Annotated in this window: 12 protein-coding genes; 8 read left to right on the plus strand and 4 right to left on the minus strand. The window is 61.3% G+C overall.

Annotated features, from left to right (window positions below):
* Positions 1–85: 85 nt before the first annotated feature.
* The gene (locus tag E8E68_RS14285; RefSeq protein ID WP_012273884.1) at positions 86–688 is read right to left on the minus strand and encodes a peroxiredoxin; all 603 of its coding nucleotides are present in this window, start codon (positions 686–688) and stop codon (positions 86–88) included.
* Between the two features lie 224 nt (positions 689–912).
* Here E8E68_RS14285 and E8E68_RS14290 point away from each other — a divergent pair, with 224 nt between their 5' ends.
* Both E8E68_RS14290 and bfr read left to right on the plus strand, forming a co-directional pair.
* The gene (locus E8E68_RS14290) at positions 913–1,131 is read left to right on the plus strand and encodes a bacterioferritin-associated ferredoxin (protein WP_016488781.1); all 219 of its coding nucleotides are present in this window, start codon (positions 913–915) and stop codon (positions 1,129–1,131) included.
* 199 nt (positions 1,132–1,330) lie between these two features.
* A complete protein-coding gene (gene bfr, locus E8E68_RS14295) occupies positions 1,331–1,804 on the plus strand; it encodes a bacterioferritin (RefSeq protein WP_110742790.1) in 474 nt (157 codons plus the stop codon).
* Positions 1,805–1,860: 56 nt separating this feature from the next.
* Here the strand turns inward: bfr and grxD are convergent, their stop codons facing one another.
* Positions 1,861–2,196, minus strand: a complete 336-nt coding sequence (gene grxD / locus E8E68_RS14300; RefSeq protein ID WP_266028772.1) for a Grx4 family monothiol glutaredoxin — start codon at positions 2,194–2,196, stop codon at positions 1,861–1,863.
* Positions 2,197–2,287: 91 nt separating this feature from the next.
* Positions 2,288–4,396 carry a molybdopterin oxidoreductase family protein gene (locus E8E68_RS14305; protein ID WP_266028773.1) on the minus strand — a complete coding sequence of 703 codons (2,109 nt, stop codon included), beginning with the start codon at positions 4,394–4,396 and terminating at the stop codon, positions 2,288–2,290.
* A gap of 385 nt (positions 4,397–4,781) precedes the next feature.
* Between E8E68_RS14305 and argF the strand changes: the two genes are divergently transcribed.
* On the plus strand, positions 4,782–5,702 hold the full coding sequence (gene argF / locus E8E68_RS14310; protein WP_266028774.1) for an ornithine carbamoyltransferase: 921 nt from the start codon (positions 4,782–4,784) through the stop codon (positions 5,700–5,702).
* Positions 5,699–6,808, plus strand: a complete 1,110-nt coding sequence (locus E8E68_RS14315) for an ABC transporter ATP-binding protein (protein ID WP_110742784.1) — start codon at positions 5,699–5,701, stop codon at positions 6,806–6,808. The genes argF and E8E68_RS14315 overlap by 4 nt, the downstream gene beginning before the upstream one ends.
* Before the next feature lie 38 nt (positions 6,809–6,846).
* Here the strand turns inward: E8E68_RS14315 and ybaK are convergent, their stop codons facing one another.
* The gene (gene ybaK / locus E8E68_RS14320) at positions 6,847–7,317 is read right to left on the minus strand and encodes a Cys-tRNA(Pro) deacylase (RefSeq protein ID WP_266028776.1); all 471 of its coding nucleotides are present in this window, start codon (positions 7,315–7,317) and stop codon (positions 6,847–6,849) included.
* Positions 7,318–7,621: 304 nt separating this feature from the next.
* Between ybaK and E8E68_RS14325 the strand changes: the two genes are divergently transcribed.
* From E8E68_RS14325 to glpD, 4 genes are all read left to right on the plus strand, one after another.
* Positions 7,622–8,473: an MIP/aquaporin family protein gene (locus tag E8E68_RS14325; protein ID WP_266028777.1), complete on the plus strand. Its 852-nt coding sequence runs from the start codon at positions 7,622–7,624 to the stop codon at positions 8,471–8,473.
* A gap of 51 nt (positions 8,474–8,524) precedes the next feature.
* Complete coding sequence (glpK, locus tag E8E68_RS14330; RefSeq protein ID WP_266028778.1) at positions 8,525–10,024, plus strand: glycerol kinase GlpK; 1,500 nt, start codon at positions 8,525–8,527, stop codon at positions 10,022–10,024.
* Between the two features lie 141 nt (positions 10,025–10,165).
* Positions 10,166–10,921: a DNA-binding transcriptional repressor GlpR gene (gene glpR, locus E8E68_RS14335; protein ID WP_266028779.1), complete on the plus strand. Its 756-nt coding sequence runs from the start codon at positions 10,166–10,168 to the stop codon at positions 10,919–10,921.
* A 174-nt stretch (positions 10,922–11,095) separates the two neighbouring features.
* Positions 11,096–12,634 carry a glycerol-3-phosphate dehydrogenase gene (glpD, locus tag E8E68_RS14340; RefSeq protein ID WP_266028780.1) on the plus strand — a complete coding sequence of 513 codons (1,539 nt, stop codon included), beginning with the start codon at positions 11,096–11,098 and terminating at the stop codon, positions 12,632–12,634.
* The last annotated feature ends 2 nt before the right edge of the window (positions 12,635–12,636 follow it).

A 12,636-nucleotide genomic window follows, 5' to 3' on the forward strand; every position in this document is an offset into this window, starting at 1 on the left:
CAGGGTTCTGGGGCCGCTTCGTACGCCCCAAAGCCAGGCACAAAAAAACCGGCCACCAGGGCCGGTTTTTTCATGCACGCAGCAATTACAGCTTGCCGGCGTTCTCGCTCAGGTAGGCAGCAACGCCTTCTGGCGAAGCGTTCATGCCTTTGTCGCCTTTTTTCCAGTTGGCAGGGCAGACTTCGCCGTGCTCTTCGTGGAATTGCAGGGCGTCGACCAAGCGCAGCAGCTCGTCCATGTTACGGCCCAGTGGCAGGTCGTTGATGATCTGCGAACGGACAACACCGTTGGTGTCGATCAGGAAGGCGCCACGGAAGGCCACGCCGCCTTCGGACTCTACGTCGTACGCCTTGCAGATTTCGTGGGTCATGTCGGCAGCCAGGGTGTACTTCACCTGGCCGATGCCGCCGTTGTTGACCGGGGTGTTACGCCAGGCGTTGTGGGTGAAGTGCGAGTCGATCGACACGCCGATCACTTCCACGTTGCGCGCCTGGAAGTCAGGGATGCGGTTGTCCAGGGCGATCAGCTCGGACGGGCAGACGAAGGTGAAGTCCAGCGGGTAGAAGAACACCAGGCCGTACTTGCCCTTGATGGCCGAAGCCAGGTTGAAGCTGTCAACGATCTCGCCATTGCCCAGCACGGCCGGAACGGTGAAATCGGGGGCTTTCTTACCAACGAGTACGCTCATTGTAATCTCCTGATGAGGGTGAAAAACCGTTTGCCGGGCCAGACGGGCTTGCCCGACATCCAACAAAGGCCGACCATCATACACGGCTTCTGGTGACAGGCCGAATCCAACGATCAGGCAACCGCCGGTCGCTCAAGCACGGCCCTTTCAGAAAGCCCTTTGACAAGCATTCTCATTAACATTAAGCTCCAACCCATCGACTCAACCAGCGATGGTCAGCCCTTATGTATGTGTGTCTTTGTGTCGGCGTTACCGACGGACAGATCCGCGATGCGATCTATGAAGGATGCTGCAGTTACAAGGAAGTGCGAGCCGCGACCAATGTCGCCAGCCAGTGTGGCAAATGCGCCTGCCTGGCCAAGGAAGTAGTCCGTGAGACCCTGACCGAGCTTCAGGTCAGCCAGGCAGCCCTGCCCTACCCGGTAGAATTTACCGCCGCCTGAAAAGCCAGATTTCAAAGAACCGGACCAAGCGTCCGGTTTTTTTATGCCAAAATTCAATAAGTTAGCGTTCCAACGCGGTTCACAAACATTCTTATTCCTATTAATTTTCACTTATTATTCAACAACTTAGGTTTGACACACCTTAGTATCGGGCTCAGACTTCTCTGTATTGGCACACTTCAACAGGGCAGGAACCCACATGAAAGGCGACGTAAGCGTCATCCAGCATCTCAACAAGATCCTCGGAAACGAGCTGGTCGCGATCAACCAGTACTTCCTGCACGCCCGCATGTATGAAGATTGGGGCCTGAACAAGCTCGGCAAGCACGAGTACAAGGAATCGATCGACGAGATGAAGCACGCTGACAAATTGATCAAGCGTATTCTCTTCCTCGAAGGCATTCCCAACGTACAGGACCTGGGCAAGCTGCTGATCGGTGAGCACACCAAGGAAATGCTCGAGTGCGACCTGAAACTCGAGAAGAAAGGCCTGGCCGATCTCAAGGCAGCGATCGCCCACTGCGAGACTGCTGGCGACTTTGGCTCGCGTGACATGCTCGAAGACATCCTCGAAGCCGAGGAAGAACATATCGACTGGCTGGAAACCCAACTGGGGCTGATCGACAAGATCGGTATCGAGAACTACCTGCAGTCGCAGATGGGCGAAGAGTAAATATCCGCCTCATAAAAAAACCCGCATCACGCGGGTTTTTTTATGCTTGCCGAAAATCAGGCTTCGGAGGCCTTGGCCTTGGCAGCAGCGTCCTTGATCAGGGTCTGCAGCTCGCCGGTCTCGAACATTTCCAGCATGATGTCGCTGCCGCCGACCAGCTCACCGGCTACCCACAGCTGCGGGAAGGTCGGCCAGTTGGCGTACTTTGGCAGGTTGGCGCGGATCTCCGGGTTCTGCAGGATGTCGACGTAGGCGAACTTTTCGCCACAGCCCATCACAGCCTGGGATGCCTTGGCCGAGAACCCGCACTGCGGGGCATTCGGCGAGCCTTTCATGTAAAGCAGAATGGTGTTGTTGGCAATCTGCTCTTTGATCGTATCGATGATATCCATCTAGCACCTCAGCTGAACTTTCCGACGCGGTCGTCGGCACGGTGAGGCATTGTATCGGAAAGCCGACCCGTGTGCTCGGCCTTGCCGTCCCTCAAGCGGCCTCCACCTGCACGGGTACGCCATTGAGTGCAGCGTTACCGGAAACCGGGTCGCGCAGGCGCTCGTCGGTCAGGTCATTGGCACTTACCCCAGGTTGCGCCCGGGCAATCTGCATGTGCACGCCCTGGCGACCATGACCGAAGCCATGGGGCAGGCTGACCACGCCCGGCATCATGTCCTCGCTGGCCTGCACTTCGACTTCCAGGCTGCCGGTGCGTGAGCGGATGCGTACCCGCTGGCCATCCTGAAGGCGCCGCAGCTGCAAGTCTTGAGGGTGCATCAACAACTGATGGCGAGGCTTGCCTTTCACCAGGCGATGGAAGTTGTGCATCCACGAGTTGTTGCTGCGGACGTGGCGCCGACCGATCAGCAGCAGTTCGCCCGGCGCCGGTGGCGCCTGTTGGGCCAGGCGCTGCAAGTCATCCAACAGCACCTGAGGCGCAGCTTCGACAGCCTTGCTGGCGGTTGCCAGACGCCCCGCGAGGCTGGCGCGCAATGGCCCGAGGTCGATGCCATGGGGGTGCTCATCCAGCGTGGCCAACGATAGCTGCCAAGGCGTTGCTTCACCGTAGCGCCCTTTGCGCAGCGCCAGGTCGATCATCTGCGCCGGCGCCCAGGTCGGCTTCAGCTCCAGCCCGGCACGCCTGGCAAACGCCTGAGCCAGGCCGACAAAGATCTCCCAGTCGTGCAGGGCGCCGTCCGGCTTGGCCAGAACCGCCCGGTTGAAGCGGGTGACGTTGCGCACGGCCAGCAAGTTGAACGTGCTGTCGTAGTGGTCGTTTTCTAGCGCCGAGGTAGAGGGCAGGATGAGGTCGGCATGGCGAGTAGTTTCGTTGATGTAGAGGTCGATGCTGAGCATGAACTCAAGCCCCTCTAGCGCCGTATCCAGCTGACGGCCATTGGGCGTTGACAGCACCGGGTTGCCAGCCACCGTCACCAGGGCGCGCACCTGCCCTTCACCTGCAGTGAGCATTTCTTCGGCCAGCGCCGCCACGGGCAGCTCGCCGCCGTATTCGGGCAAACCTGACACGCGGCTCTGCCAAGCGTTGAAATGGCCACCCGAGGTGCTTGCCACCAGGTCGACGGCGGGCTCGGTGCATAGCACTCCGCCCTCACGGTCGAGGTTGCCGGTGACCAGGTTTATCAGTTGCACCAGCCAATGGCACAGCGTGCCGAAGGCCTGGGTCGAGACGCCCATGCGGCCGTAGCACACCGCCCGGTCGGCAGCGGCGAAGTCCCGCGCCAGCTGGCGTATGTCCGCAGCAGCAACGCCGCAGTGTGCGCTCATGGCCTCGGCGCCGAAGGGCGCAATGGCCTCGCGCACTTGCTGCAGGCCGCTGACCGGCAAGTGGGAACCGCGTGCCAGGCCCTCTTCGAACAGGGTGTTGAGCACGCCGCACAGCAAGGCCGCATCACCACCGGGGCGGATAAACAGGTGGCTGTCAGCCATGGCCGCCGTTTCGCTGCGCCGCGGGTCAACCACCACCAGCCGCCCACCCCGTGCACGCAGGGCCTTCAGGCGCTTTTCCACATCGGGCACAGTCATGATGCTGCCATTGGAGGCCAGCGGGTTGCCTCCCAGTATCAACATGAAGTCGGTATGGTCGATGTCCGGGATCGGCAGTAACAGGCCATGGCCATACATCAGGTGGCTGACCAGGTGTTGTGGCAGCTGGTCCACCGAGGTGGCCGAGAAGCGGTTGCGGGTTTTCAGCAGCCCAAGGAAGTAGTTGCTATGGGTCATCAAGCCATAGTTGTGCACGCTAGGGTTACCCTGATACACCGCCACGGCATTGCGCCCGTGGGCTTGCTGGACCGCCCACAACTTGTCGGCGGCCAGGGCGAACGCCTCGTCCCAGCCGATGGCCTGCCAATGCTCGCCAACGCGCTTGTGTGGCTGGCGCAACCGGTCAGGGTCGTACTGGATGTCCTGCAAGGCCACGGCCTTGGGGCAGATGTGGCCACGGCTGAACGGGTCCTGGGGGTCGCCCTTGATCGAGCTGATCAGCGCCCGCCCGTCGCTTTGGTGACTGACTTCGATGTTCAGCCCGCAGATTGCTTCGCACAGGTGACAGGCACGGTGATGCAGGGTCTTGGTCATGGCCGCCTCTGCCTTGTTGTGGTGGAATGTTGCGTGACTGTGACTATGCGCCCAGCCCTTCCCCCCCGCCAGCGTGCTTCGCCGCGTGAATCCACCGACATCAGGCCCACGATTCGCGACAGTGATTTGCCAAATTGCCAGCAAGCCGTGTACAACCTTCTGTAGCAAATAAAGAACAGCACGGGCCAACGGGTGATGACACCCTTTGCAACACCCTTTGAAATCAGGCTGCTGTTTCCCCCCTTGGCTTCAGGCGACATTTACTTATAGTATTGCGCCTTTCCCTATTTCGTCCGCCCCGTGCGGCTTACGCCGCAGGTCACTCCCGTTGTCAAAAAAAACCATACGGTCGACCTGCATACAGTTGCAGATAAGGTAGTCAATCATGAGCGCTAGGCACTTTCTCTCCCTGCTGGACTTCACCACCGACGAATTGCTCGGGGTGATCCGCCGCGGCATCGAGCTGAAGGACCTGCGCAAGCGAGGCGTGCTGTTCGAACCCCTGAAAAACCGCGTGCTGGGCATGATTTTCGAAAAGTCCTCGACCCGTACCCGTGTGTCGTTCGAGGCCGGGATGATCCAGCTCGGCGGCCAGGCCATCTTCCTGTCCCCGCGCGACACCCAACTGGGCCGAGGCGAGCCAATCGGTGACAGCGCCATCGTGCTGTCGAGCATGCTCGATGTGGTGATGATTCGGACCCACGCCCACAGCACCCTGACCGAGTTCGCCGCCAAATCGCGCGTGCCGGTCATCAACGGCCTGTCCGACGAGTCGCACCCGTGCCAGTTGCTGGCCGACATGCAGACCTTCCTCGAGCACCGCGGCTCGATCCAGGGCAAGACCGTGACCTGGATCGGCGATGGCTTCAACATGTGCAACTCCTATATCGAGGCCGCCAGGCAGTTCGATTTCCAGCTGCGCATCGCCTGCCCCGAAGGCTACGAGCCGGATCAGCGCTTCATGGCGCTGGGCGGTGACCGCGTGCAGATCATCCGAGATGCCAAGGCAGCCGTGCGTGACGCACACCTTGTCGTCACCGATGTCTGGACTTCCATGGGGCAGGAGGAGGAAACTGCACGGCGCCTGGCGCACTTCGCGCCTTACCAGGTCACCCGCGAACTGCTCGACCTGGCGGCACCCGATGTCCTCTTCATGCACTGCCTGCCCGCCCACCGTGGCGAGGAAATCAGCCAGGACCTGCTCGACGACCCACGTTCGGTCGCCTGGGACGAGGCTGAAAACCGCCTGCATGCACAGAAGGCGCTTCTCGAATTCCTTGTAGAACCGGCTTACCACCACGCATGAGTCAACCCCTACTGCTCAACCTGCGCAACCTGGCCTGCGGCTACGGCGACCAGCGCATCGTCCAGAACCTCAACCTGCACCTGAATGCAGGCGACATCGGTTGCCTGCTGGGCTCATCCGGTTGTGGCAAGACCACCACCCTGCGTGCGATCGCCGGCTTCGAGCCGGTGCACGACGGCGAGATCCAGCTAGCCGGCGAAGTGATTTCCCGCGCAGGCTTCACCCTGGCCCCGGAAAAGCGCCGCATCGGCATGGTGTTCCAGGACTACGCGCTGTTCCCGCACCTGACCGTGGCGCAGAACATTGCTTTCGGCATTGCCAAGCACCCACGCCAGGCCGCAGTCATCGAAGAAATGCTCGAACTGGTAAAACTGGGTGGCCTCGGCGGGCGTTACCCGCACGAGCTGTCTGGTGGCCAGCAGCAGCGCGTCGCCCTGGCCCGGGCGCTGGCACCAGAGCCGCAGCTGCTGCTGCTCGACGAGCCGTTCTCGAACCTCGACGTGGAACTGCGCCGACGCTTGAGCCATGAAGTGCGTGACATCCTCAAAAGCCGTGGCACCAGCGCCATTCTGGTCACCCATGACCAGGAAGAAGCGTTCGCCGTCAGCGATCAGGTCGGGGTGTTCAAGGAAGGCCGCCTGGAGCAATGGGATACCCCCTACAACCTCTACCATGAGCCGCAAACGCCGTTCGTGGCCAGCTTCATTGGCCAGGGGTACTTCATCCGTGGCCAGATGAGTAGCCATGAAGCGGTCAACACCGAACTGGGTGAGCTGCGCGGCAACCGGGCCTACATCATGGCGCCAGGCAGCTCGGTGGATGTGCTGCTGCGCCCTGACGACATCGTGCATGCAGCAGACAGCCCGTTACGGGCGAGCGTTGTGGGCAAGAGTTTCCTGGGGGCTTCGACCCTGTACCGCCTGCAGCTGCCGACCGGCAGCCAGCTGGAAGCCATTTTCCCCAGCCATAACGACCATCAGCTCGGCGACGATGTAGGGATTGCGGTAAAGGCCGACCACCTGGTGCTGTTCCCGGTGCCAGGTAGCGTTGCAGCGCAGCTGACGCGACAGGAGAACGGGGTTCGTCGGTACAGTTCGGCGACCTGATTCTGCATCACTGGGGCCGCTTTGCGGCCCCAACACGCTCAGCCCCTGCCAATTCCGGCAAACTTGCCTTGGGTATGCTCGGCCAGCACAACGGCCGCCAACTCCACTTCCAGCCCACGCCGTCCAGCACTGACATGGATGGTTGCGAACTGCTGCGCCGAGTCATCGATGAAAGTACGCAGGCGCTTCTTCTGCCCCAGCGGGCTGATTCCACCTACCAGGTAGCCGGTAGCGCGCTGTGCCGCCGCCGGGTCGGCCATCTCGCACTTCTTCACCCCAGCCGCCTGAGCCAAGGCCTTGAGGTCCAGGGTACCTACCACCGGCACCACGGCCACGAGCAACTCACCCTTCTCACTGCTCGCAAGCAAGGTCTTGAATACCTGCTGCGGGTCGAGCCCGAGCTTCTCCGCCGCCTCCAGACCATAGGACGCCGACTTCGGGTCATGTTCATAACTGTGCACACGGTGCTCGGCGCGATGCTTCTTCAGCAGGTCTAGGGCGGGGGTCATGCAGGGGCTCCGGTCTGGGACGGCTCGGCGGCTACTTTAGGACAATTCCCACATCCCAGCCAGCGCACCGCAATCGCGCGCCTCTAGGACGAGGGTTCGTGGCGGATTTTAGCGACCAGTTCGTGACTGGTCGTTCACTTTCGACCTTTGACATCAGCGTTTCTTGTCTATATTTTTTCGTTTCTGAATAAATGGTGCCCTTTTAAGGTGCATTTCCAACATCCGCCCGGGGGTCAATGGGGATCGACCCCGGGCTTTGCTGTCGAGCGCCACGCGCCTCACAACAAAAACAACGAGGTCATACATGACGACTGCACAACGCCAACCCACCCTGTCCAGCCAATGCCTGGCCGAGTTCCTCGGCACCGCCTTGCTGATCTTTTTCGGTACCGGCTGCGTCGCCGCGCTCAAGGTCGCAGGCGCCAGCTTCGGTCTTTGGGAAATCAGTATCATCTGGGGCGTGGGCGTCAGCATGGCCATCTACCTCAGCGCCGGCATCTCTGGCGCGCACCTGAACCCTGCCGTGAGCATCGCCCTCACCCTGTTCGGCGGTTTCGACAAGCGCAAGCTGCCCTTCTACATGCTGGCCCAGGTCTGCGGCGCATTCTGTGGCGCGGCACTGGTCTACACCCTGTACAGCAACTTGTTCTTCGATTTCGAACAAGCCCACGCCATGTTGCGCGGTAGCGAAGCCAGCCTGGAACTGGCCTCGGTGTTCTCCACCTACCCGCACCCGTCGCTGTCCACTGGCCAGGCATTCCTGGTCGAAGTGGTCATCACTGCCATCCTGATGGCAGTGATCATGGCCCTGACCGACGACAACAACGGCCTGCCACGCGGCGCGATGGCGCCCCTGCTGATCGGCCTGCTGATCGCCGTGATCGGCAGTGCCATGGGCCCTCTGACCGGCTTCGCGATGAACCCCGCCCGCGACTTCGGGCCAAAACTCATGACCTTCCTGGCCGGCTGGGGCGAAATCGCCTTCACTGGCGGACGGGACATTCCTTATTTCCTGGTTCCGGTGTTCGCACCGATCCTTGGCGCTTGCCTGGGTGCCGCGACCTATCGCGGCCTGATTGCCCGCAATCTGCCTGTGGTGCCCGCCGCGAACCCTGAGACAAATGACAATCGCCAGGGCGATACTCAAGTCAATTGATGCCGGCAACACGCCCAGCCCTGACCCCAAATTCTTGCAAGGCCTACGACCATGACAGACACCCAGGATAAGAACTACATCATCGCCCTGGACCAGGGCACCACCAGTTCGCGGGCGATCATCTTCGATCGCGACGCCAATGTGGTGGGTACCTCCCAGCGCGAGTTCGCCCAGCACTACCCGCAGGCGGGTTGGGTCGAGCATGACCCGATGGAGATCTTCGCCACGCAAAGCGCGACCATGGTCGAGGCCTTGGCCCAGGCGGGCATCAGCCACGCCCAGGTGGCCGCGCTGGGCATCACCAACCAGCGTGAGACCACCGTGGTGTGGGACAGGGAAACCGGGCGCCCGGTGTACAACGCCATCGTCTGGCAATGCCGCCGCAGCACCGAGATCTGTGCCCAGCTCAAGCGTGACGGCCATGAAGACTACATTCGCGAAACCACCGGCCTGGTCACCGACCCCTACTTCTCCGGCACCAAGCTGAAGTGGATCCTCGACAATGTCGAGGGCGCCCGTGAGCGCGCCGAGCGCGGCGAGCTGCTGTTCGGCACCATCGATACCTGGCTGATCTGGAAGTTCTCCGGTGGCAAGGTGCACGTTACCGACTACACCAACGCCTCCCGCACCTTGATGTTCAACATTCACAGCCTGCAGTGGGATGACAAGTTGCTGGAAATCCTTGGTATCCCGCGCCAGATGCTGCCCGAGGTGCGCCCTTCCTCGGAAGTGTACGGCCACACCAAGAGCGGCATTGCCATCGCCGGTATCGCCGGCGACCAGCAGTCGGCGCTGTTCGGGCAGATGTGCGTGGAACCGGGCCAGGCCAAGAATACCTATGGCACGGGTTGCTTCCTGTTGATGAACACCGGCAGCCAGGCGGTGACATCGTCCCATGGTCTGCTCACCACCATCGCCTGTGGTCCCCGTGGGGAAGTCGCCTATGCACTGGAAGGCGCGGTGTTCAACGGTGGCTCCACCGTGCAATGGCTGCGCGACGAACTGAAGATCGTCAACGACGCCCTCGACACCGAGTACTTCGCCAGCAAGGTCAAGGACAGCAACGGGGTGTACCTGGTGCCAGCCTTCACCGGCTTGGGTGCGCCGTACTGGGACCCGTATGCCCGTGGCGCGTTGTTCGGCCTGACCCGTGGGGTAAAGGTGGACCACATCATTCGCGCAGCGCTGGAGTCGATCGCCTACCAGACCCGCGATGTACTTGACGCCATGCAGCAGGACTGCGGCCAGCGCCTGTCCGAGCTACGCGTGGATGGCGGTGCGGTGGCCAACAACTTCCTCATGCAGTTCCAGGCGGACATCCTCGGCACCTGCGTTGAGCGGCCAAAAATGCGCGAAACCACAGCGCTGGGCGCCGCTTACCTCGCGGGCCTGGCCTGTGGCTTCTGGAGCGGCCTGGATGAGTTGCGCGACAAGGCGATCATCGAGCGCGAGTTCAGTCCGCAGCTTGATGAGCCGCAGAAAGAGAAACTGTATGCCGGCTGGCGGAAAGCCGTGGAACGTACCCGTGACTGGGAAGATCACGAGGTTTGATCGCACTGCGGTCACTGTGGGTGCGGCCTTGTGTGGCGATCCTACAGTGACCGCGCAAGGCCATGGCGTTCGTCCACTGGCCGTAGTCCCCTTCCTACGGCATCATTGCAGAATTTGTCCGGCAGCCCCAAAGGACCGCCCATGAATCTGCCCCCACGCCAACAACAAATCCTCGAACTGGTGCGCGAGCGCGGTTACGTCAGTATCGAAGAAATGGCGCAGCTGTTCGTCGTGACGCCGCAAACCATCCGCCGTGACATCAATCAGCTGGCCGAGCTCAATCTGCTGCGCCGCTACCACGGTGGCGCAGCTTACGATTCAAGTATCGAGAACACCGCCTACGCCATGCGCGCCGACCAGATGCGCGACGAAAAACAACGTATCGCCGAAGCCGTGGCCCGGCAGATTCCCGACCATGCATCGGTGTTCATCAACATCGGCACGACCACCGAATCGATTGCCCGGGCATTGCTCAACCATAGCCACCTGAAGGTCATCACCAACAACTTGCATGTGGCTTCGATCCTTGCCGCCAAGGATGATTTCGAAGTGCTGGTAGCCGGTGGCACGGTGCGTCGAGATGGCGGCGTGGTGGGCCAGGCCAGTGTCGATTTCATCAACCAGTTCAAGGTCGACTTCGCCCTGGTTGGCATCAGCGGTATCGACGAAGATGGCAGCCTGCTTGATTTCGATTACCAGGAAGTTCGCGTGTCGCAGGCGATCATCGCCAATGCCCGACAGGTGATTCTGGCCGCCGACTCCAGCAAGTTCGGGCGCAACGCCATGGTTCGGCTGGGGTCCATCAACCTTGTCGATTGCCTGGTGACCGACCAGGCGCCCACGACGGCACTTACCCAACTGCTCAACGACAACAAGATTCGCCTCGAAGTGGTGTGAACCGCTAGCGGGCCGGCTGGCGGCCCGCCGTTTTCGTAAATGTTCATTTCATTGCCATCCGATCAGTATTTTCTATGAAGACTGACTGGCGACAGGCTTTCTCTTGCGCTAATATTTTCGGAAACGAACATCAATGTTCATATTCGATGTGAACAGCCTCAGGAGGCCTTGCCCGTGTCCCAGCCCGTTTCGTCCCAGCCACCACTCGCCAACTGCTATGACCTCGCCGTGATCGGCGGAGGCATCAATGGCGTGGGCATCGCTGCCGACGCTGCGGGTCGCGGCCTTAAGGTATTCCTCTGCGAAAAGGACGATTTGGCCCAGCACACCTCGTCGGCCAGCAGCAAGCTGATCCACGGTGGCCTGCGCTACCTTGAACACTATGAGTTCCGCTTGGTACGTGAGGCACTGGCCGAGCGTGAAGTGCTGCTGGCCAAGGCTCCGCACATCGTCAAGCCCATGCGCTTTGTGCTGCCCCATCGCCCGCACCTGCGCCCGGCCTGGATGATCCGCGCCGGTCTGTTCCTGTATGACCACCTGGGCAAGCGCAAGCGCCTGGGCGCTTCGCGCAGCCTGCGTTTCGGCCCGGGCTATCCGCTCAAGCCGGCGATCACCCGTGGCTTCGAATATGCCGACTGTGCGGTCGACGACGCCCGCCTGGTAGTACTCAACGCCATGGCAGCCCGTGAGCTAGGCGCCCAGATTCACACCCGCACCCGCTGCTTGCGCGCCGAACGGGTTGATGGCTTGTGGCAGGTTGAACTGCAGCACGCCGATGGAAGCCTTCAGACGATCCAGGCCCGTGCGCTGGTGAACGCAGCAGGCCCCTGGGTGGCCAGCTTCATCAAGGACGACCTCAAGCTCGATGCCCCTTATGGTATCCGTCTGATCCAGGGCAGCCACATCATCGTGCCGCGCCTGTATGAAGGCGAACATGCCTACATTCTGCAGAATGAAGACCAGCGCATCGTCTTCTGCATCCCGTACCTGGACCGCTTCACCCTGATCGGCACCACTGACCGGGAATACAGCGGCGACCCGGCAGCAGTCGCCATTACCGGGCAGGAAACAGATTACCTGTTGAAAGTGGTCAACGAGCACTTCAACCATCAACTGAGCCATGGCGACATCCTGCATACCTACTCCGGCGTTCGTCCGTTGTGCAACGATGAGTCAGACAACCCTTCGGCGGTCACTCGGGACTACACACTCGCCCTTTCCGCAGAGACAGGCCAGGCACCGCTACTGTCAGTATTCGGCGGCAAGCTCACCACCTACCGCAAGCTGGCCGAATCGGCGATGGCTGAGCTCAAGCCCTTCTTTACCCAGATGCGCGGCGCCTGGACTGCCACTGCGCCACTGCCCGGTGCAGAGGGCATGACAACGGTACAGGCGCTGGTCGATGCCGTGCTGGCACGTTTCGGCTGGTTGCCCGTTGACATAGCCAGGCGCTGGGTACTCACCTACGGCAGCCGTGTGTGGCGGCTGCTTGATGGCGTTCACGGGCCCGAGGACCTCGGACAACCGCTCGGGGCTGGGTTGTTCACCCGCGAGGTGGACTATCTGCTGGAGGAGGAATGGGCTGAGCAAGCCGCTGACATCCTCTGGCGTCGCACCAAGCTGGGCCTGTCGCTGAACGCACAAGAGCAGATGGCCCTGGAAGCGTACCTGCAACAAGTCCACAAGCTGCGCGCCGATAGCCGCGCAGCCTGACG

The organism is Pseudomonas sp. BN607 (genome assembly GCF_029871175.1).
Taxonomy (GTDB): domain Bacteria; phylum Pseudomonadota; class Gammaproteobacteria; order Pseudomonadales; family Pseudomonadaceae; genus Aquipseudomonas.

Excerpts from the sequence above, each read along its gene's own strand:
- E8E68_RS14285 (WP_012273884.1), bottom strand. The coding sequence starts at position 688 with ATGAGCGTACTCGTTGGTAAGAAAGCCCCCGATTTCACCGTTCCGGCC.
- E8E68_RS14290 (WP_016488781.1), top strand. The coding sequence starts at position 913 with ATGTATGTGTGTCTTTGTGTCGGCGTTACCGACGGACAGATCCGCGAT.
- bfr (WP_110742790.1), top strand. The coding sequence starts at position 1,331 with ATGAAAGGCGACGTAAGCGTCATCCAGCATCTCAACAAGATCCTCGGA.
- grxD (WP_266028772.1), bottom strand. The coding sequence starts at position 2,196 with ATGGATATCATCGATACGATCAAAGAGCAGATTGCCAACAACACCATT.
- E8E68_RS14305 (WP_266028773.1), bottom strand. The coding sequence starts at position 4,396 with ATGACCAAGACCCTGCATCACCGTGCCTGTCACCTGTGCGAAGCAATC.
- argF (WP_266028774.1), top strand. The coding sequence starts at position 4,782 with ATGAGCGCTAGGCACTTTCTCTCCCTGCTGGACTTCACCACCGACGAA.
- E8E68_RS14315 (WP_110742784.1), top strand. The coding sequence starts at position 5,699 with ATGAGTCAACCCCTACTGCTCAACCTGCGCAACCTGGCCTGCGGCTAC.
- ybaK (WP_266028776.1), bottom strand. The coding sequence starts at position 7,317 with ATGACCCCCGCCCTAGACCTGCTGAAGAAGCATCGCGCCGAGCACCGT.
- E8E68_RS14325 (WP_266028777.1), top strand. The coding sequence starts at position 7,622 with ATGACGACTGCACAACGCCAACCCACCCTGTCCAGCCAATGCCTGGCC.
- glpK (WP_266028778.1), top strand. The coding sequence starts at position 8,525 with ATGACAGACACCCAGGATAAGAACTACATCATCGCCCTGGACCAGGGC.
- glpR (WP_266028779.1), top strand. The coding sequence starts at position 10,166 with ATGAATCTGCCCCCACGCCAACAACAAATCCTCGAACTGGTGCGCGAG.